9 protein-coding genes are annotated in these 22,089 nt (G+C 60.8%); 6 read left to right on the forward strand and 3 right to left on the reverse strand.

From position 1 onward, the window contains the following. Positions 1-107: 107 nt before the first annotated feature. The gene (locus tag MKW15_RS17535; RefSeq protein ID WP_240860425.1) at positions 108-785 is read right to left on the reverse strand and encodes a site-specific integrase; all 678 of its coding nucleotides are present in this window, start codon (positions 783-785) and stop codon (positions 108-110) included. Positions 786-2,197: 1,412 nt separating this feature from the next. On the opposite strand from MKW15_RS17535, the gene pglW reads away from it, so the two are divergent. From pglW to MKW15_RS17565, 6 genes are read left to right on the forward strand one after another with little or no spacing between them, the layout of a single operon-like run. After that, positions 2,198-6,412, forward strand: a complete 4,215-nt coding sequence (gene pglW / locus MKW15_RS17540) for a BREX system serine/threonine kinase PglW (protein ID WP_240860427.1) — start codon at positions 2,198-2,200, stop codon at positions 6,410-6,412. Continuing rightward, positions 6,409-10,005: a BREX-2 system adenine-specific DNA-methyltransferase PglX gene (gene pglX, locus MKW15_RS17545; protein WP_240860429.1), complete on the forward strand. Its 3,597-nt coding sequence runs from the start codon at positions 6,409-6,411 to the stop codon at positions 10,003-10,005. Before pglW ends, pglX begins: the two co-directional genes overlap by 4 nt. Next, positions 9,960-13,787 (forward strand): DUF6079 family protein, encoded by a 3,828-nt coding sequence (locus MKW15_RS17550; RefSeq protein ID WP_240860430.1) that lies wholly within the window; start codon positions 9,960-9,962, stop codon positions 13,785-13,787. Before pglX ends, MKW15_RS17550 begins: the two co-directional genes overlap by 46 nt. Positions 13,788-13,822: 35 nt before the next feature. Further along, positions 13,823-16,423, forward strand: coding sequence for a BREX-2 system phosphatase PglZ (gene pglZ, locus MKW15_RS17555; protein ID WP_240860431.1), 2,601 nt, complete (start codon positions 13,823-13,825; stop codon positions 16,421-16,423). Further along, positions 16,420-17,754, forward strand: a complete 1,335-nt coding sequence (gene brxD, locus MKW15_RS17560) for a BREX system ATP-binding protein BrxD (RefSeq protein ID WP_240860432.1) — start codon at positions 16,420-16,422, stop codon at positions 17,752-17,754. The genes pglZ and brxD overlap by 4 nt, the downstream gene beginning before the upstream one ends. 3 nt (positions 17,755-17,757) lie before the next feature. Next, positions 17,758-19,827: a DEAD/DEAH box helicase gene (locus MKW15_RS17565; RefSeq protein WP_240860433.1), complete on the forward strand. Its 2,070-nt coding sequence runs from the start codon at positions 17,758-17,760 to the stop codon at positions 19,825-19,827. Between the two features lie 186 nt (positions 19,828-20,013). On the opposite strand, the gene MKW15_RS17570 is transcribed toward MKW15_RS17565, so the two are convergent. Together MKW15_RS17570 and MKW15_RS17575 are read right to left on the reverse strand one after the other, a co-directional pair. Continuing rightward, a complete protein-coding gene (locus MKW15_RS17570) occupies positions 20,014-20,721 on the reverse strand; it encodes a hypothetical protein (RefSeq protein WP_240860434.1) in 708 nt (235 codons plus the stop codon). Then, positions 20,718-22,079 (reverse strand): hypothetical protein, encoded by a 1,362-nt coding sequence (locus tag MKW15_RS17575; RefSeq protein WP_240860435.1) that lies wholly within the window; start codon positions 22,077-22,079, stop codon positions 20,718-20,720. The genes MKW15_RS17570 and MKW15_RS17575 overlap by 4 nt, the downstream gene beginning before the upstream one ends. Positions 22,080-22,089: the final 10 nt, after the last annotated feature.

Consider the following 22,089-nt stretch of genomic DNA (forward strand, 5'->3'; position numbering starts at 1 on the left):
GCGGGGTCGAAGTGCCGAGGATGTATTGCCATGATGAAGCCTTTCGAAAGATTCGGGGTCGGCAAAGCGACTGACGTCGCCCGCCAACTAGTGAAAGTGGCTAGCAGTCAGCCGTTTTCGCGAGAGTTGTCTCGCTGCTGTGCGTCCCACATGGCCTTCGTGAGGTGCGAGAGCGATGGTGTGGGGCCAGTCATGATGGCCCGGACACCGCGGATGTCGATGATGTTGGCGACCGCGCAGAATTCGTCGAGTTTGAGCGTCTTCGCCTGGGTGACCATCCACCGGTTGCGCAGCGCGTATGGGTTGACCCTGCACGACAGGCCTCGGTCAGCGAGTTTCTCGTTCACCCTGTTGACGGCATTCCGTTCAACCGTCGAAGCTTCCCCGAAGGCCATCAGCCGGTCGTGAGGAGCATCCCGCACCAGGCGCATCACCCGCCGTGCTTGTGCCTCATCCACCACCGGCACCTGCCGGACCGGGGTCTTTGCTGTCGACAACGACACCACAAGGACCCGATGACCATCGAACTCGCGCCATCGAAAGTCATTGTGCTGCATCCATTTCAATTCTGAGATGCGAGCTCCGCATGCCAGTACGATCTCGACGATGAGTTGCAGTGCGCGTTCCCATTTCGGGCTCAATGATGGCGCCGCCTCCCGAAGCGCGCGAATGTTATCGACAGTGGCGGGTGCGCTGAGTTCCCCGCGGTACATGATGTCGCCGTTGCCGGTCGGGAATTCCGCCGGGTGCAGCACTCGCCCCGCGGAATGCAGGTAGTACCGCACTGTGCGTGGGGCACTGCTCTTCCGTGTGCCGAGGTATCGGGTGACTGTTGGTCGCCGCAACGCGCGGTAGAGGTCGACCGTGCCAGTTTCGTGATGGGTGTGCACCAGGAACTGCGTCAACGCTGATACGGATTCGCGGTCAACAGCCTCCGACACGAAGGGGCGAGATGCCTGAAACAGTGCGGCGGCCTCCAGTGCCACCTTTCCGACCTCGGGGTTGCGGACCTTCGGTCGGCGGTTCATCAATCGCTCGTAGCGCTCCCGGTCCACTCCGTGGAGCGGAAGCTCCTGGACACGTGGCTTTGGGGCATCGTCGTTTACGACGGCGTTGATGAGCGAGTCGGATTCGTCCAGGTCGTAAGGATCGACGGGCTCAGGCGCAGCGGGTGCAGGACCACCCGCGTGCCGCGCCATCACCATCCTCCGCTCGACACGCAAGAGATGGGCTTGAGTTCGTGCCCAGGGCACGCTGAAATAGACATGACGTCCTTCCATCAGACTGGCGGGTTGTCGAATGCGGCGTTGCCGCTCCGTGGGGGGCCGGGGCCAACCGGCCCTCCCACGGCACACCGGAACATGAATGTTTCCGGTAATTCGAGACGCGGATGCGTCAACGAATCAGGGCATCAGAATGCTGCGGGCGGCGGAATCCCTGTCTGCGGAGACCACCATGACTCGAACGCGTCGTCGCGCGCTGCCTCAGTGACAGCGCCGACCGCGAGAGCGGTGGCACTACGATTGACCACGCGGGTCACCTCTCATCATCCGGGTGCCCGAAGGGGGTGGACGTCGTTGGCGCGACGTCTACTCCCGCCCCCAAAGTTCCAGGGCACACAAGGAAGATACCCCGATTCCTTCGCTATTGATTCGCGTGATTGCGGCGTGTCGCAAGCGAATTTGCCCAGTTGTAGCTCCTGCAGCTGTGCTATTGATCCGCTAGAATGGCCTCACCACACACACAAACCCACAGGAGAGGCGCGTTCTTCGACACGAGTGTCGGAGGCCGCGCGTAGATGATGTGCCATGAGCATTCGTTCCCTGAAACCAGTCACCGCGCCTGACGAGCTGCTGTCGCAACGTCGGCTGTATCCCCAAACGGCATCTTGTATGCATCCGAACTGCGCAGAGCCGTGCACCTACCCCGAGCACTCCGCTGGCCGTCGCCCCATGTTTTGCTCGCGGAGTTGCGCACAGAGTTACTCATCCAGCCGACGCGCTCTGCTTCGTGAGGTCGCGGCGATTCAGGGTTCGATCGCATTGATTGGGAAGCGCAGTCACACCGTCGAGGCGCTCCGTCGGCAGCTGGCACACGCAGAATGGCACCTTGCGCGATACGGCGGACCGGAACACTGAACGACTCGGGCTTGGATGAAAGATAGGGTCACACGTGTGAAGGGGTCGAGACTGCGCGCATGGACCGCGACGCTGGCATCCAATGCGGGTACGCGATGAAGCGTGACTCTCCACTTTGGAAGGTGATGGGCGATCCGGCGACCCCTGCAGAGGCGGCCGCGCTCGATGCCTTCCGTGAGCTTCTGCCGGAAGATGGCATCACCACCGCCTGGGTGAACCTGACGTTCATCAGCGATCGGGGACGTACTGCGGAAGTCGACGTACTCCTGCTGACATCGAACGGCATGTACCTCGTCGAACTCAAGGGCTGGCACGGCACAATCCGGGGCGACTCTCAGCACTGGGCCCATGGCCAGCGAAACGTCGAGAACCCCCGATTGGGTGCCGACCGAAAAGCGAAGTGGTTGAAAGGTCTCCTTCAAGACCGGGCCCCCAACCAAGCTGCCCGTTCCCGGATACCGCGCATCGAGGCCCTCGTCGTCATGCACGGGGAGGGCAGCACTGTCCAGATTGCACCGCCCGCGGACATTGGAGTGCTGATCCTCGACGGATATCACGTCAACTCCTCGCCCCGTCTTGTGAAGTTCTCAAAGTTTCTCGCTAATCCCCCCTACGACTTCTGGCAGTCGATCGATCTCCAGCGGGCTAGGCAAGTCCGTTCGCTCTGTGACGCAGCGGGATTCACGCCGACACCCAAGGTCAGGATGGTCGGCGACTTCGTCGTCGCCGACAAGGAGCCCATCGCGCAGGGGCGGGACTGGCAGGACGTGCTCGTCAACCTCCCTGCCTTGCCCGATGTAAAGCGTCGGCTGCGCTTGTATGACGTGCCTGCTAAAGCGTCACCAGCCGATCGTCAGCAGATCGAACAACTCGCGCAACGCGAGTTTCAGCTCACCCAGGGGCTGCGGCATGGTGGCATCGCAGTGCCGATCGACTTCAAGCGAACCGACGACGGCCCTGCATTGGTGTTCGAGCACAATCCCCACGAGCTTCCGCTCGACGCCTACATGTCCGGCGAGGGGTCCGAACTCGACCTCGCCCAGCGACTCGCGCTAGCAGTTCGCTTGGGCGAGATTCTGCGGTTCGCCCACAACGTTCACCTTCGCCATCGCGCGCTGTCACCGCGGCGAGTGTGGGCAACACCCGTGAAGGGCGCCCTGCCCGACCTGACAATCCGAGACTGGTACTTCGCCCAGCGCGACAGTTCGACGCGAAGTGCCTCGCGTCTAACTGACATCAGCGCGGGTGTAGACGACCTCATGGGCGTGGCCGACCAGGACGACTGGATCTGGCTCGCACCCGAGGCACGTCACTCCACCGAAGGCCTCCCGCCAATTCCACTCGACGTCTACGGTTTTGGTGTCCTCGTTTATCTGCTTCTCACGGGTAAGCCGCCTGCGCAGACGTTTGTCGAGTTGGAGCAGCGCCTGGCCGAAGCGGGGTCACTTGACCCGCGCGCGGCGTCGCCGGGGATGCCCGACAGCGCGGCCGAGGTCGTCACTATGGCCACGTGCGCGGCGGAGTCAGAGCGTCTAGCAACCATTGAGGAGATGCTGGAGCTTCTTCGCCTTGCGAGCGACGAACTCCGACAGACAAACCAAGGCGAGGACCCGACATCGGTAGATGACCCCGTGGACGCCCAGAAGGACGACATCGTCGCCGACCGTTTCATCGTCGCGAGTCGTCGCGGTGAAGGTTCCAGCGGTGTGGCACTCGCAGTCCACGACACCGAGTCGGAAGATCCCAGCCGGGAACTCGTTCTCAAAGTCGCCCGCACAGATTCAGCCGGACGCAGGCTCTCACTTGAAGCCGACACGCTGCGAGCGCTCAACCACCGTCGGGTGGTCCGACTCGTCGGGGGACCACTCGACGTAGCGGATAGGCGCGCACTCCTGCTCAGCGACGCTGGCAGAGAAACACTGGCCACACGCCTTTCCAAAGAGGGGCGAGCGACGGTGGGCCAGCTTGAGCAGTACGGCAGCCAATTGCTGGAAGCGATGATCTACATCGAATCTCAGGGTGTCTTTCATCGGGACATCAAGCCAGCCAACTTGGGCATCACCCCAGACCCCGGCACCAGGAAGCCTTCGCTGGTCTTGTTTGACTTCTCGCTCGCAAGTGAGAGTGTCGACAACACCGCGTCTGGCACACCGGGATACCTCGACCCGTACCTCGGCCGCGGGCGGCGACAGAAGTACGACCGCGCAGCCGAATTGTGGGCTGTGTCGACCACGCTCTTCGAGATGGCGACTGGTCAGCTTCCGTGGTGGGGCGAGGGAGCTGGACGGCCTGCCGACCCCAGTGACCCAGCGATCATAGAGCCCACTAGCTTCGAACCGGCCATTGCGACTCAACTCACCGCTCTCTTCCAACGTGCTCTTGACCCGGACGCACGAGCACGATTCGGCAGCGCCGATGAGTTGGCGGGCGCTTGGCAGAGTGTGTTCGCTGCTCTCGACACAGAAGAGGACGGCACGGGCGGAAGCGACGACCTCGCGGACTCTGCGACGCTCGATACCCCGTTGGAGCGGGCGGGTCTGTCGGCTCGGGCACTGTCCGCCGTCTCACGCCTGGATGTCGCGACAGTCGGAGAACTCTTGGGCGTGCACCCGACCCAGATCAATTCGATCCGAGGCCTCGGAGAGACCTACCGCAAGGAAATCCAGGCGAGAATTCGCGGCTGGCGAACTCGACTCAGTAGCCCGGGAGAGATCGCCGATGACCGAGCGATGGGCACGGAGCGACTCGTGTCCTCGCTGTTGGATCAGCTCAAGGGTGCAGAGCGCACCGTAACCGAGCGCCTACTCGGTCTATCGGGCGACGTGGACGCAAGCGAATGGCCGTCCACCGGAGACGCAGCCCAGTCGCTCGGGATGACCCGAGAGCGCGTAGCACACGCCATAGATCACGCCGTCACGACCTGGGGCAAGGAATTGGGTCCGACGATCGACGGTGTCCGCGCCGAAACAGCCACAATTCTCGCTCGCAGCGGTCGAGTGCTGGCTGTACCGTCCCTGGCAAATGCACTGGTCTCCCGACGCGGGTCCCTGCTCGACGGGGAAGATCGCCTACGCCAGGGCGGGGCGTTGCTTCGGGCAATCTACGAGGTTGATGCCCGCATGCCCGAACCAGAGCTCGAACTCCGGCGAAGCATCGGAAAGCGTGCCAACGTCATCGCCCTGCAAGAGTCGGCAGACCCCGATCAGTCGGGCCAGGAATTCGTGACAGCCGACATCCTGACCGAGACGGCTATCGAGTTGGGACGCCGTGCAGACGAGTTGGTCGCGATCGGCATTGTATCCTTCGCTACCTCCATCAAAGCCCTGTCTGACATCGTGAGTGAAGCGGGTGCGTTGCCGCTCACCGCCTTGCCTGGCCGTCGACTCCTCAGTTTGGCTGCCTCGATCTCGACAAAGGCAGCCGTCTCGGGTTTCGACGAGCTGTATCCAATCGTCCTCGACCCACAGCAAGCAGTGGAGCGTGCGCTTCGCGGCAAACCCGGTCGGCGTATCAGCGAATCCGCTGTCCGGAAAAGCGTCGCTGCGCGGTTCCCGCAGGTGGAACTGCCGGCACCATCGCATCGCCTCGACATGCTCGTTTCCGCGGTTCTACCCGGAGTGGTGAATAACAACGGAGTCTACGAGCTGGCCTCCGAAGCGCGGCCCACTACGCACTCGTCCACCAGTCTTACAATCCTTGCACCGGTCGCCGTCACAGAGGCAGCCGCAAAGTTGGAGGAATCGCTCGGCCGTCACGGCGCACTCACCCTTACAACACCACCCAAGCGTTATGTGAAAGCCGCTCGCCAGCTCTCGAAGCTGTACGACGTCGAAGTACTCGATGTCTCGTCACTGGTCGTGACGGCGACACATGCCCTCGCCAACCAATACGGAGCGAGTTGGGAATTCGTCCTCGGAGTCGATGCCGGCGACAAAGGCACCGCAGACTGGTCGCAGCTCACCAACCTAGTCCAGCAGGCGGTCACGCCAAGGTGGGAAGCGAAGCTGGCCAGGAACAAGCCCCTGCTCATCGTCAATGCCGGACCTCTCGTCCGATACAGCATGTCAGGGCTACTTTCAGATGTTCTCGACGTCGGCACGCCACGTCATGCTGCCCGGTGGCTGCTTGTCGCCAAGCAAGGTAGCCAGGCCGTCCCGCTGTTGGAGGGTAAGCCCGTTCCGCTCGGTCCGAGCCGCTGGGTCGAACTACCCGCCGACCTCTCACTCCTTACAGACAACACGTTTGCCCGCCGTACTCCAGGAGACCGTAAGTGATCAACTCGTCTGCTCTCCTAGCAGATCTCAAAGCTCAACTAAAGCTGCTCCAAGCCGACTTGAAGCAGCGCGCGGAGGACCCATTGGACTCTTGGGGCGCTCGGTTGAAGCAAGAGTATGCCGAAGCGTTCGACCGCAAACGCACCGGATGGTCGTGGGTTGACTGGCGAGACAACGAGATCGACCTGGCTGCCGTCGCCTGGATCGTTTCCACGACTTTTCTGCGCTTCTGTGAGGACAACGACCTGCTCGTCGGCGCCAAGATAAACGGTCTACCGACCCCCGTCGGCTGGATCGCTGGCCCCGGCGACCGGGTTGAGCGGGCCCAAGAGAATCTCACCGCCTACTTCCGTGACAACCCCACCCACAACCGTCGCCACTGGCTCCAGCAGGGCTTCAGGGTGCTCGCTGCGCAGCCTGCCGGGGCCGCTTTGGTCGATCCCAAGCACAACCCAGTGTGGAAAGCCGAGATCAGCCCGGAGTCAGCAACCGCTCTCATCAAGTTCTGGCGGCGCACGAAGGACGACACCCTCGTCCACGATTTCACTGACGCCAGCCTGGAGACTCGTTTTCTCGGCGACCTCTACCAAGACCTCTCCGCGCACGCCAAGAAGACCTACGCACTACTCCAGACCCCGGTGTTCGTGGAGGAGTTCATCCTCGACCAGACGCTGACCCCGGCGATTCGAGACTTCAAACTCGAAGAGATCAAACTGATCGACCCCGCCTGTGGGTCGGGCCATTTCCTACTCGGGGCGTTCGAGCGACTCAACCGAGAGTGGCTCAGAGCGGCGCCTGGGATTGACCCCCGGGAGCGGATCCGTCGTGCGATGAACTCCATTCACGGGGTCGACATCAACCCGTTTGCGGTGGCGATCGCACGGTTTCGCCTTACCGTTGCGGGCTTGAAGGCGGCCGGAGAGCGTTCGCTTGTCGGAGTGCCTGCGGCGGGGTTCCGTCTCGCGATAGGCGACTCGCTTCTCGGTGTCCAAGGTGGCCTTGCTCAATCGTTCGACTTCGATGAAGGGGCAGTCGAGTCGGCTTTCCGCTATGACAACGAGGACATAAACGAGTACTTCGGAATTCTTCAGCCAGGCCAGTACCACGTCGTTGTTGGGAACCCGCCCTATATCGCCCCGAAGGACAGAGCCCTCAAGACTATTTACCGGCGCGCGTACGTCTCCGCGTTCGGGCAGTACGCGCTCTCAGCACCCTTCATGGAACTACTCTTCCGGCTCGCAATCAAAGGAGAGCAGGGTAGGGGCGCTGGATATGTTGGGCAGATCACCGCGAACGCCTTTATGAAGCGAGAGTTCGGCAAGAAGCTGATCGAACATGTCTTTGCCGGACACGACATCGGCAACCCTATCGATCTGACCTTGGTTATCGATACCTCCCGGGCTTATATCCCAGGTCATGGAACGCCCACGGTGATCATCGTCGGCCGTCGCCGCCGTCCCGTTGCTCAGCAAGTTCGAGCTGTCTTGGCCATACGAGGCGAGCCAAGGCAGCCCGCGGATCCATCGAAAGGCTTGGTATGGACCGAGATCGTTGAGCATGTCCACGAATCCGAATATGAAGGCCAGTACGTCACCGTCACCGCTCTCGACCGCACCAGTCTCACAACTCATCCATGGTCGCTGGGAGGCGGTGGGCTGAATGAACTGAAGGTCCTTGTCGAGCAAACCGACGGATGCCTAGGCCAGCGAGTTAGCCGAATGGGCATGTTCGGGGACAGCCATGCGGAGGAATACTTCGCGGCTCCCGTCGGAGTGTTCACCCGATTGGGTGTCGCGAGCACCGAAATAGCTGCCGCCGTTGACGGCGATGCAACTCGCGACTGGACGACCAACGTGATCGGCGAGTTATTCTTCGCTGGGGGCCCAGCGCCCAAAGTGAAGGCCGACGAGCGATCGCGGCAGGCCCTCTGGAGGTGGAGGACCTCGTTATGGGCAAGGGCGACGTTCTCGGGGCAATCGTATCGAGACGCCGGCGTCGATTGGCTTTCCTGGCATCAGGTCAGCGCAACCCGAACTTCGCGCATCCGACTCGTGTTCGCGAAGATCGCGACACACTTCCACGTAGTGCGGGTGGATACGATGCACATCGAGAAACCTGGCGCGCTCCGAATTGAGTTGCTTGCCGACGCGACCGAAGACCAGCATTTGGAACTACTTGGCGTGCTGAACTCCTCTACCGCATGCTTTTGGCTCAAGCAGGTTTGCCACAACAAGGGCAACGGTGGTATCGGGGGAGGCATTGGAGATGAGGATTGGGAGCCCCGCTACGAGTTCACTGGAACCAAACTCGATCAGTTCCCACTGCCAGCCACCCTCCCGCTAGATCGGGGACGCATCATTGATGAGCTGGCACAAGAACTAGCTGGCAGCACACCAGCGGCGGTGGTGAACGCCTGGCTCGCCAATTCCGCGGCGAGTCTCAGCGATGCTCTCGCAAAGGCGGAAGCCGAGTGGCGTCGACTGCGTGCGCGGCTGATCTTTGAACAAGAGGAGTTGGACTGGGAGGTCTATCAGCGGTACCGCCTGCTCGATGCCGATCTCACCTACTCCGGCTCTTCTATCGACGTGATCGCGTTGGGACAAAGGGCATTCGAGGTTACCCTTGCCCGGCGAGTCGACGAGTATCAAGAGGAAACTGCGTGGTTCGAGCGTCATGACTCGACCCCGCTCACCGAGCTGCCCACCTCTTGGCCGGACGACTACAGAGTCCTCGTCGAGCGCCGCCTTGAAATTGCAGAATCCGACGACGCCATCCGACTGTTGGAGAAACCGGAGTTCAAGCGTCGCTGGGCGACTACTCCTTGGGGAGTTCAACAGGTGGACGCACTGCGAGACGCCGTCCTCGACCGCCTTGAGGACCCCGCGCTCTGGCGGGACTCGCAAGGTCCAATCACGAGGTCGGTCGCCGAGCTCGCTGACCTGCTCCGTACGGATACCTCACTTAAGGAACTCGGCCGCGCACTCACCGGAATAGCTGAGCCAGACCTTGGGGCAGTAATCGCAGGTTTGATTCCAGACGAATCGGTGCCCTTTCTGGCTGCCTATCGCTACAAACCGACAGGCATTGAGAAGTACCGGGAATGGCAGGAAGTTTGGGAGTTGCAGCGTCGCGAGGACGCTGGAGAGAAGCTCTCCATCTCGGTACCGTCCAAATACGGCCGTGGTGACTACACAAAGACGAGCTATTGGCTAGCAAGGGGCAAATTCGATATCCCCAAGGAACGTTTCATCGCGTATCCCGGCATTGCCCGCGAAGGCGACCCGACGCCGGTCCTGGGTTGGGCGGGTTGGTCCCATCGCGACCAGGCACTAGCCCTCGCCCGCGAGATTCCTACCCTACAAGCACTCGGTGCGGAAGACGACGCCCTGATTCCTCTCGTCGCCGGCCTAGTGGAATTGGAGCCCTGGCTAGCGCAGTGGCACTCAGACGACGAGCCGCAATTTGGCACAAGCCCGGCTACAGTCATCTCTGGCGTGATCGACCAGTATCTTGCCCGTATGGAGAAGACGCGCGACCAGGTGACAGCGTGGACGCCTCCAGCCTCAACGCGGGGACGGAGGGCGTCGCGATGACCGACCTATCTTTGCCATTGCGCGAAGCGATCGACATTCCGCTAGCAGTCCATGACGACGACTTCGTCCTCCAGATTCACCGGGCGCAAGAGGCCGCGAGTCAAACGCTCGCTGACTATGTGGTCACCGAGTCGATCGCGGCGTCGTTCGAGAAGGGTCTCAGACTGGTCGAGGCCACCCTGTCGAGCGGTTCGTCCAAGGGCGCGTTCATCCATGGGTCCTTCGGCTCCGGTAAGTCGCACTACATGGCTGTCATGCACCTCCTACTTGCTGGCAACCCTCAGGCCAGAGCACTCACTGGACTCCAGGAACAGGTTGCCAAGCACGAGGGATTGCTCAACCGCAAGCTCCTCGCCATCGACTACCACCTCATCGGGGCCGACTCCTTCGAGTCAGCCCTCTTCGGTGGCTATCTCGCCACCATGAAGCGCCGCCATCCGGATGCGCCCGTTCCGGTCCTGCATCGCTCGGACTCCCTGTTCGAGAACGCTGACCGATTGCGTGCCCAGCTTGGAGACGAGCAATTCTTCGGCCAGTTCGAGGCGAGTGGCTCGGGTTCGTCTGGCTGGGGCACGTTCGCTGCGGCGTTGACTCCTGAGTTGTATGACACTGCCCGAAGCAAACCGGCAGCAGACGCGGAAAGGCAGCGTGTAGTCGCCGATCTCGTTCGCGCTTATTTCCCGGCCTTCGAGAACACCGGCACTTGGTTGGACATGACCGACGGTCTCCAAGCGATGACCGAGCACGCCAAGGGCCTCGGATACGACGGGGTCGTCCTTTTCCTCGACGAGCTTGTTCTATGGCTGGCAAACCACCTGCGCGACACCGCCTTCATCCAGACTGAGACCTCAAAGGTCGCCAAGCTCGTAGAGACAGGTATCGGAGCACTGCCGATCCCGCTGGTGTCTTTCGTGGCTCGTCAGCGCAACCTCAAGGACTTTCTGGGCGGCGGCGCTGTCGGCGCGGAACAGGTCGCACTGGACGACTCCTTCCAGTGGTGGGAGGGCCGATTCGACAAGATCACGCTGGCTGCAGCGAACCTTCCCCAGATCGTCAATAAACGACTGCTTGAGCCGACCAGTGAGGCAGGGCGAGATGCGATTGCTGCGGCTGTGGCCCGCGTGCGTGCGAATCCAGTTGCATTCAAACACTTACTCACCGACGAAACTGGCTCCGCCGCAGTCGATTTCGAGCAGGTCTACCCGTTCTCACCCGCTCTCGTGGACGCGATGATCGCCCTCTCATCGATCATGCAGCGCGAACGCACTGCGTTGAAGATCATGAGCGAGTTGCTGGCGCGAGGTCGAGACGAGTTGACCGTCGGTGACGTCATCCCCGTCGGTGACCTATTCGATGTGGTCGTGCTTGGCGACGCTGAGCCGCTGACCGACGACATGAAGAAATTGTTCCGTGTAGCGCGCACCTTCTACACCCGAAAAATGCGCCCGTACCTCCTAAACCGCCACAGCCTCACCGAGCAGGAAACGAAAGGACTGGCGCGTGACCACTCCTTCCGGCGCGACGACCGGCTCGCCAAGACCCTCCTCGTCGCTGCCATTGCCCCGGGCGCAGCCTCACTGAAAGACCTCACCGCATCCAAGCTTGCAGCGCTCAACTTCGGCACGGTGGTCTCGATGATTCCAGGTCAGGAAGCAGTCCAAGTTGTCGGCATCGCACGCGAGTGGAGAGGGGAGTTCGGTGAGATCACCGTCGGTCCTCAGACCGGTGATCCGGTCATCACTTTGCAGCTATCAGGAGTCGACTACGACTCTGTCCTCGTACATGTCCAGAACGAGGACACCCACGAGAACCGGCGCGGCCTACTGCGGCGCCTGATCGCCCAGCACATTGGTGCGTCTCTCACGGGCACGCTGGGGAGCGAGTATTCGCTGACGCATGTATGGCGTGGTCAGAAGCGAGAGGTGGATGTCGTCTTCGGCAACGTTCGAGACTCGCGGGCTATCCCCGACACTGCACTTACAGCGACTGACGGACGCTGGAAGCTAGTCGTCGACTTCCCATTCGATGATGCCGGCCACCCACCGTCCGACGATGTGCTCCGCCTCGTGCAGCTCAAGCAGGACCGATTGGAGAGCGATACGATCGCGTGGCTGCCGCACTTCTTGACCGCCTCCCGGATGGAAGACATCGGCAAGCTCGTCGTCCTCGACTACCTGCTGACCGGCGCACGGTTCGATCAGTATTCGACTCCCTTGCCTGTTAATGATCGAGAACCTGCACGCAGGCAGCTCAGCAATCAACGAGACTCCCTATGTGACCAGATCGTGCTCGCCTTACGTCAGGCCTACGGCATTGACGCTGCAACCGACGACCATCTCGGCGAGCGGGTGCCGGAGGGGAACACGTTCGTCACACTTGCGCGCGATTACGACCCACGGAAGCCTTCTTCACCCTCCTTCACCGATGCGGTCGTAGCCGTCCTCGGTGGCGGTCTCGATGCGCGCTTCCCGACGCATCCCGATATCGACCGTGGAACTGATGAAGTCCGCAAGCCTGAGTTTGCGGCCGTGCTGAACCTAGCGCGTGAGGCGATGACTAAAGGTGGACGGATCGACACCGTCGAAAGGGCCACCGCGAACAAGGTGCGAAGGGTGATCGATGCCTACGGTGTCGGCACTTTGAGCGAAGTCACTTACGTTCTGGACACCGTGCACTTCGCATGGCATGACGCCTTCACGAAAGCACTCGCCAGCGGGGATTCGACAGTCAGCACACTCCGAGGTGCGATCGCCAACACTGGCATGACCGCCGACGCCCAGGATCTGTTGATCCTGGCATGGGTAGCACTGACCGACCGGCAGTTGCTCCACCATGGATCTCCAGCAGGCTCGCCCGGCATCGGCGGATTGGCCAACGACATAACTCTCCAGGAGCCCGTCCTCCCGAACCAGGCCGACTGGACCAAAGCCCTAGGCCGGGTCAAAGCGATCTTCGGAATTGGGGCTAGTGAGCACCACCTCTCCAGCAGCGCCGTGCAGCGAATTGGGGACGAGTTGGCAGCGAAGGTAAGCGTCCTCAATCGGGCCGCATCGGATCTGGTCGCGGCCCTTGAAGCGCACAGCGATGTGCTCAGGCTGGGGGATGTGAGTCCGCGACTTGGTACGGCCCGCCGCGCTCGGGATCTGCTTGATAAATTGCACGACGCAGCTGACCATGTGGACCGGATTCAGGTGATCGCCGAATTCGATCTTCCGGAGGAACTGCCACCCCTTGCTCGGTCGCTCGCGTCCGCAGCAGAGGTTTCGGCGGCGCTTCAGGGAGCGAACTGGCAACTAATCAATCAGCTTCCCGATCTGTCAGGCGAACGTGCCGACGCCGCACTCACCGCGTTGCGAAATGCCGCTGACGCCGATCAGATGCATGTCGACCTCGCCCCAGCGCTTACCGAGGCAGCCAAAGAGGTCACCGAACTTCTCGTTGAGCGGCGCCGTAAGGAGACCCCGGGCGACGGTGATTCCGAACAGGAACAGGAACGTGCACGCCGTGATCAAGAGGACCAACGCCGACGTGAACAGGAGGACGAGCTCAAGCGGCGTGAGCAGGAGGCTGCCGACCGCGAGCAGCGTCTGCGCGAACAGGAAGAGGAGTTCCGCCGTCAGCAAGAAGAGGCGCAACGCGAGGCTGAGGCTCGGGCCAGCCAAGAGCACACTGTCGACGTTGAGGGCGTCGCGCAGCTTGAGAATCTTCTCCAGGATCTGGCAGCGGAGCTCCGCCGGCCGGTCGAGGGCAAGAAGTTAAGGGTCGACTGGCGATGGTTCTAAATGGGCAGCTTCGCACCGTCAGCGTCTCCCCGGCGATGGTGCAGCAACGTGCAGCGGACCTAATCAAGTCCGACGCCCAGGTTCTCCTGCTGCGTGCTCGTCCCGAGTGGAACCGCGGAGACGTCAAGGTAGGCGACGCAGTCGTCCGAGTCCTGCCCGGCGTCTCACAGCTTGCCATTCTCGACATCCTTACCTCGCTCGCAAACAACGAACAAGCAATCGTCCTGACCGACCGACCAGCGGAGGACCTGGGCGACGCCGTACTATCTCGTGCCTACAAGCACGGGGTTGAACTACCAGACGAGTGGCAGGCCGTACCTCGACTCTTCCCCGGCGCTATCGAGGTAGGGCGCGATCTGCGACGTCTGGACTGGGCTGCAACAGCATTGCTTGATCATCAGCCGCCAGGCGGATGGCCGCGATCGGTTGAACCTGCGCTCACCGCTCATCACGCTGTCGGTTCGCTTCTCGCACGTGTACTCGGACTTGAGGCTGACGCTCAGCTCGACGGCGTCGTTCTCCTAACGGCTCTGGGGAGACGCAACGTGCGTGCTGCTTGGGTCGCGGTTGATCCGCAGTTGAGGCGCCACCTGATCGATTGGGTCAGAACCGAATTGGGCGACCCGGCCGCGCTTGCCTTGCAAATTGCTCAGCGCAACGAGCATGTCACCCCGCTTGCCGTTGGCCTTGCCATGGATGTCTTGTGGCCCGAGAACGGCGCTCCGCCCACGGAGACACAGGTTGCCGCGCGGGTGCGGGTCGAGAGCTTCGTCGACGGAAAAGCAGTGCCTGTCGATGGTGCGAAAGCCCTTGCAAGACTTGTTAAGGCAGCAGTGGTGCGCCTGGAGGTCGACGACGCTCCTGAGTTGGGTATCGCGCTACAGCAAGCAGAAGCACTGCTCAGTGACCTCCACTGGCCCGAAGGAGCCGAGCGGTCTGCAGTACTTCGTCCCGGGTATCTGGCTCGCGTTCGTTCTCTTGCGGCTGCGCTGACATCCGGTGACGAAGTCGAGGAGGCCCTGGTTCGCGTCCTTGAGCATCGTGACGCTGGTGTCTCGCAGGCCCCAACGATGGCTGTGCGCCTGCATCGCTGGCTTTCGACCGCCGAGGATGCGTCGACGTCTCTCGGCGACGACCTCCAACGGCAGATGAACGACGGTGCGTGGGTCGACGCCGCCGTCGGGGCGGTGTGGCATGGCTCCACCGAACCACTCGTCGCCGAGGCATACGAACGGCTCCTCGACAAAGTTCGCGTTCGCCGAAAGCAGCGTGACAGTGTGGCGGCCTCGAGACTGGAACAAGTCAACGTTGCAGGCGCCCAGGCGATTGGCGTGGAGCGATTGTTGGCCGATGTCGTCGATCCTTGGCGCCGACGAGGTGGTGCTCTGCTCGTCGTGTTGGACGGGATGAGCAGCGCGATAGCTACAGCACTAGCTTCCGAGGCTGCCCGACTGGGCCTCGTGGAGTGGGTTCCTTCGTCTACGCACGCACGGCAGTCGGTTGTCGCGGCATTGCCGTCGCTGACCAACATCTCTCGCACGTCGCTGTTCTGTGGTGAGGTCCGTTCAGGGACAGGAGTGGACGAGAAGCGGGGGCTGGCCGCGGCGTTCCCCGGCGCCAAGCTCTTCCATAAGAATGACCTGCGATCAGAAGCTGGTGCTTCTCTACCTGCCGATGTGATGGGCTCGATCCAGGGTGACACCGTTCCCGTCGTCGGTGTGGTGATCAACGCCATCGACGACGCGACCCACAAGAATGACCTGTCAGCATGGGATTGGAACCTGCGTTCGCTCGATCCACTGCGGGCACTCTTGGACGCCGCGATCTCCGCTCGGCGCACGGTCATCCTGACCTCGGATCATGGCCACGTGGTTGAGCGCGGCACGGAGGCACTGAGCCTCGCGGGTGCTGATTCACGATGGCGACCGATCTCGACGGGTGGGCCTGGCGACGGCGAAGTGCTCGTCTCTGGCCCACGAGTAGTCGCACCCGGCGAGGAAGCGGTGCTGCTCTGGCGCGACGATGCGCATTACGGGCCCCGACATGCGGGCTATCACGGTGGTGCCAGTCTTGCGGAGCTAACGATCCCAGTACTGGTGTTCCAAGCTGCCACGGTGGCTACTGGGGCTGCTGGATGGGAGCAGGCCGCACCGCAGGTCCCCTTGTGGTGGAACGACCCGATCGGTCGCGAGCCCTCTACCGATGTCTCAGCAAAGACCGCCAGGCAGCCCAATAAGGCGAAGAGAAAGCCCACAGTACCGAGCCAGGGCGACGGATTGTTTGAGCTCGACGATGTGCCTACACATCCCAAGACTCCAGCCGGACTGGTCGAAGCAGTACTTGCCTCGACGACGTACGCAAAGCAAAAGCGCATGGCAGGCCGGCGGGCTCTCGATGGCAAGACCACAGAGTCGGTTCTGCGCGCGCTCCGCGACCGCGGCGGTCGGGCTCACCAAGATACGGTTGCCGCTGCCGCTGGCATCCCCACCGTCGAGGTTGGACAAGTCTTTGCGGCGCTTCGTCGGCTGCTCAACGTCGATGGCTACGGCGTCATAGAGCTCGACACCGACGGCGTCACACTACGGCTCGACGAACGTCTCCTCCGCGAACAGTTTGAGGTCGGAGACGCGAAATGACCGAGATTTCGGGCATTAGCCCTCGCCGCCGTAAAGACATCATCGACGCACTGCGGCGCGGCACGGTGCCACAGCAGGGATTGGATGTCCTCGCCGTTGGCTTGTCGGGTTTCGAAGACGCCGTTGATGAAGAGCTGCGAACTGTCTCTGATGGCGGCGCGGTGTTCAAGGCAGTTCGTGGCGAGTACGGGTCTGGTAAGACGTTCTTCTCTCGTTGGCTCACTGAGCGAGCCAAACGAGCAGGGTTCGCGACCACCGAAGTGCAGATCAGCGAGACAGAAACACCCCTCCACAAGCTGGAGACTGTCTACCGACGGATCACCGAGAATCTTTCGACGTCGACCACCCAATCAGGCGCGCTTCGTGACGTCGTCGACGGGTGGTTCTACATCCTCGATCACGACGCCAAGGACCAAGCTGCGCCCAGTGAAGGTACTCAAGACACACTCGATTTGCTGCAACGTCGCCTGTCGGGTGTCTCGAAGGAAGCGCCAGCATTTTCCGCCGTCCTTCGGCAATACCGTCTCGCGCAGGCGTCAGGTGACTCGGCGGAAGCGGATGGGCTGCTGGCGTGGCTCGGCGGCCAGCCCCATGTAGCAGCGTCGGTAAAGCGCGCGGCCGGCGTTCGTGGCGACCTCGACCACTTTGGGGCGCTTGGCTTTCTCCAGGGCTTACTCACTGTGCTCCGCGATTCGGACTACGCCGGACTCATAGTCGTCTTCGATGAGGTCGAGACGTTGCAGCGCATGAGAAGCGACGTCCGAGAGAGATCGCTGAATGCCCTTCGCCAGCTCATGGACGAGATCGACGGCGGTCGATTCCCAGGGCTGTACCTGCTCCTTACCGGGACGCCTGCGTTCTTCGACGGTCAGCAAGGCATTCAGCGTCTACCTCCGCTGGCCCAACGCCTTCAGACCGACTTCACCACGGACGCACACTTCGACAACCCTCGGGCGACGCAGATACGTCTGACCGGCTTCACGCCCGAGTCGCTCCTGGAGGTGGGCAGCCGTGTTCGCGATATCTACGCCTCCGGGGCCAAAGACTCAGAGCGAGTGAGGAGCATTGTCGACGACGACTACTTGCGGGACCTCGCAGTCGCGGTCGGCGGCGAGTTGGGGGGTCGCACGGGAGTTGCGCCGCGGCTGTTCCTCAAGAAACTGGTCTCCGATGTCCTTGATCGCGTCGATCTATTCGAGGACTTCAACCCGCGCCGTGACTACCACCTCACCGTGAGCACCGACGAGCTGACTCCGGCGGAGCGAGAGGCGCACGCCCGGAGCAACCGGCCGCCAGCCGGGAGCGTCGACGAGATCGAGTTGGACGTCTAGCCGATGTCGGGTCCAACGGGCCTCGACGCAGCCATCGAGTACCACATCGTCAACTCGCTGGGCTGGCCCGGACTCAGGCCACTGCAGACCGCATCAGTCGAACCGGTCAGGGCAGGCTCGGACTGCGTCCTTGTCGCACCCACGGCCGGGGGCAAGACCGAGGCCGCTGTTTTCCCTCTTCTCTCCGAGATGATTGCAAGCCATTGGTCTGGTACGACAATCCTTTACGTCACGCCACTTCGTGCGCTTCTGAACAACCTTCACGCTCGTGTGAGCTCCTACTGTTCTTGGCTCGGTCGGACGTCGGGTCTCTGGCACGGCGACGTCGGGCAGTCCGAGCGTCGAAGGATGCTCGCCGAGAGACCGGACATCCTGCTGACGACCCCGGAGTCCATCGAGGCCATGCTTGTGTCACGGCGAGTCGACCACGAGCGGTTCCTGGGCTCCGTCCGCGCTGTTGTGATCGACGAGCTGCATGCGTTTGCCGGGTCCGACCGAGGATGGCACTTGCTTGCCGTGCTGGAGCGGGTGGAGCGGATCGCGGGACACCAGATCCAGCGCGTGGGACTTTCCGCAACCGTCGGCAACCCGAAAGCTGTAGGCACCTGGATGCAGGGCTCGACCGAGGGACGCAAGCCGGTCACCGTGGTGCGAGAGGAAACTCCGCCGACCGTGAGCCCGGAAATCACACTCGATTACGTCGGAAGCATGGACAACGCCGCCACCGTCATTTCTCGACTCCATCGGGGCGACAAGCGGCTTGTCTTCGCCGAATCACGTCGTTCCGCGGAGGAACTTGCCTTCCTACTTCGCGAGCGCGGTGTCCAGACATTCGTATCCCACTCGTCGCTCTCTGCCGACGAGAGGCGACAGAGCGAACGTGCATTCGCAGAGGCCAAAGACACCGTTATCGTCGCGACATCGACCCTTGAGCTGGGCATCGATATTGGCGACCTTGATCGGGTCATACAGATCGACGCGCCACGCACCGTCTCGTCGTTTCTGCAACGGCTCGGCCGCACTGGTAGACGGCCAGGCACCAGCCGCAACACTCTATTTCTGGCCACGAGCCTCGATGGACTACTCGACGCCACCGCCGTCCTGCTCCTCTGGCAGCGCGGGTTCGTCGAGGACGTAATCGCTCCACCGCATCCTCGCCACCTTGCTGCGCAACAACTTCTTGCGTTGGCGCTCCAGGAGGGTTCGTTCGGCGCCTCGGACTGGTCGCGGTGGTGGGGAGACCTCCCACTCATGGCCGATGGTGCGGAGGTACTGACCTATTTACGCGAGCAAGAGTTCCTTGTCGAAGACCAAGGATTGCTGATGATCGGTCCGCGCGCAGAGAAGGAGTTCGGCAAGCGGCACTTCATGGACCTGCTGTCGACATTCGTTGCCGATCTCGAGTTACGGGTCGTGGCCGGCATCAGGGAGATCGGATTTGTTTCGCCACTTGCCATCCCGGCCGCGAAGGACCGCGCGCAGCGACCGTTGGTTCTAGCTGGTCGCGGTTGGTTGGTACAACACGTCGACTGGACCCGCTTCACCGTCTGGGTTGAGGAGATTCGGGTCAAGGGTGATGTGCAATGGCCGTCAGGCGCAGTCGCGCAGTCGTTCGAAATGTGCCAGGCCAAAAGGCAGGTGCTGCTCGGGGCAGTGCCCAATGTCGAGTTGTCCAAACGGATTCCAGGAGCGATCGATCGGCTTCGGGAGGAACGCGCTATCGAGGTGAGCAACAGCGGACTTGTGCTTGAATCGCGCAGCGCAGGAGGGTCGCGATTCTGGACGTGGGCCGGTCTGAAAGCCAACGCGACACTCTTAGCCGGTCTCGGCCTCGACGTGAGTGGGGTGGAGAACGAGAGCGTCCGACTACCAGACGGCATCAAAGCGCGTGCCATCAGAACAGCTGACTCGGAAGCCTTCCCTATTGTCGACGAGGAGGCCATTTCAGGACTCAAGTTCTCAGTTGCGCTGCCCCCCGACCTCGCAGCCAAGACGCTTGGTGAACGACTCGGCGATCCAACTGGCGCCACTGACACAACCAAGTGCAATGTCGTTCAGGTCGCGAAAGTGTAGAATACCTCTCTATACGATAACTCGCCGCCGATTTAGTCCGTACAGTGTGATCGCCCACGCACGCAACTCACCCCAGGTGGAGAAACTCTGATCACGCTGAACGAAGAATAGTGGTTCAAGTAAGGTGTCACATTTCACATCATTCAATTCCGTAGTTCCCTACATTCAGTCTAAATGCTGGAGAATCTAAGGCTCAACTGGCGTTTCACTATCCAACTCCAACGATGTTCTCATGCTTTCTGCAAGTGCATCAGTAACTTTGCAATCGACCACCGGGCGCAGCGATTCTAACGTAGCAAAGTCGCGGTTGCCAATAATGTGGTCGCGATAGCCAATCACGGGACGACTGAGCATCGCGAGAGTCGCACATTGAGCATTCACACGAATATTTGTCGAGTGGTATTCACCCGCTGGTATGCTGTGCGCAGCTCTGCTGCGATACTCAGCCGGTGGCCCACCGAGAACTACGTACGAGTCGTCATCCCGTTCCAACCGATCGATCCCATCGCCGCTAGGTGGAACGACATTAAACCCTGCCAGAGCATTGCGCTCAGTGTTCTCGTTAGAAGCAAGTTTCCTGGTCCGGAACACCACCTCTTTGTATACTCCAGCAAGGACACGAGAATGAAGGTGAAAGCAATGACAATGAATAGTGGGATGACCTGTCGTTAATCGAAGATCGGCTTCCGGCCAATAGTGAAGCCTAATTATGCCAATCGGCGATATATCGAGCACGTTAAACACAGCGAATCCGGTCGGATGCCATCTTCCGTCTCGCAGGACCGTGGATATATTTGCGCGGAGATAGCGCTGGCCTAAGTCAAGAGCGTCTTCTGCCAATGCAATGAACTGTGCATAGTCAAACTCGCGAGAAGAGGGCATTATCACGGTCATACTGAACTCTCCCAAACTGGCTGAAACTGGAAGAACACGCCACCACCCTCAAACTCTTTGGATCGAACGGAGATCACTCGCGAATTCATCACACTCTGTTGTGTACTTAACCAATTCTCAGGAAGCTCCGCGTTAAGAGTGTCGGAAAACAACCCGATATGACGCGGTTCTTCCTCGGACCCTTCGTCACAATCGCGCAATCCTTGCTCATAGCGTACTACTTCGGTGACTACCTCGCCATCGAAAGTCGCAGCAACAGAGTGCGGTCCCGCGGTCCTCCCGAAAGCATACGTGCCATAGTGGACTGCAAGTCGCGAACCCAGCAGATTCACTCCTTCGGAAATATCTCTGCCTATTTGTTCAATCTTATTGAGAGCCTCTTGCCACGCAAGCAGGATCAGCGCCACTTGATCGACTTTGCCATCACTTTTTCGATCAGGAATCGCTGCAACCAAACCGTCGCCGGCAAACTGTACTTGCGTTGTTCCCAACCGGGCCACGAACTGATGGAGTACCAGAGTAATGCGTCGCATGACGTCCCACGCAACCTCGGTACCGTCGCCGAAGTAGCCGCCAAGACTATGTGCACGGCGGACCGCTGTGGCGGATCGAGCCAAGTCGCACGATAGTATTATGCCAGTTTCGCGATGAAGAAAGTCATCGAACTGCAACGTTATAGCGTTAGAGACTAACTGCTTCCTACTTCGTTCATCGGTTATTACATGTTCGAGATTGCTCTGGATGGGCTTCCCAAGGTGCCACATTTCAGTTCGCTGGTGACTCACACTAAAAATCTCTGTGACGTCGGACTTTTCGATGTCGCGATCAATTGGAAGATACGAATACCCAAAGAGACCCTCGCTATCTGACAAGTTATTGAGACATTCCTCGCTCACATCGGATAGCGTGAAACGCTCAACGATATAGCTCTTGATTATTCCAGGACTCCGAGGTGACATCTTGATCTCCACGAATGCTGGCTGTTTCACTAGAGTGATATCTCTAAGACCCAAACGATAAGCGAGTTGTTCGATATCACGTTTCAACGTAGCTCGAGGCACCGCTTTCGCTACCAACTTTTTCAGAGAGTTCAGCTTTGTGGGTGCCGAATACGAAATAGGGACGGGATAGGCCACAAAGGGAGGCGCCCAGTATCCCTCTTGGTGGGAAGGTGCGAGCGGTTGATTCTTAAGAGCATAACTTGACAACTGAACGGCGAGATAGACGTCATTGTCACTTCGAAGTGGAATCTCCAGAGTTGATATCACCCAAATTTGACTCGGCGTGCCGACTAACGGGGTCGCGCCTGCTTCGTCAAGGTGCAGTCTTTGGAAGAGTTCAGTAGCCCTCTCTGTCAACGTTGCTCAT

Origin of the sequence: Gordonia gummivorans, from assembly GCF_022513585.1 — a bacterium.
Classification (GTDB): domain Bacteria; phylum Actinomycetota; class Actinomycetes; order Mycobacteriales; family Mycobacteriaceae; genus Gordonia.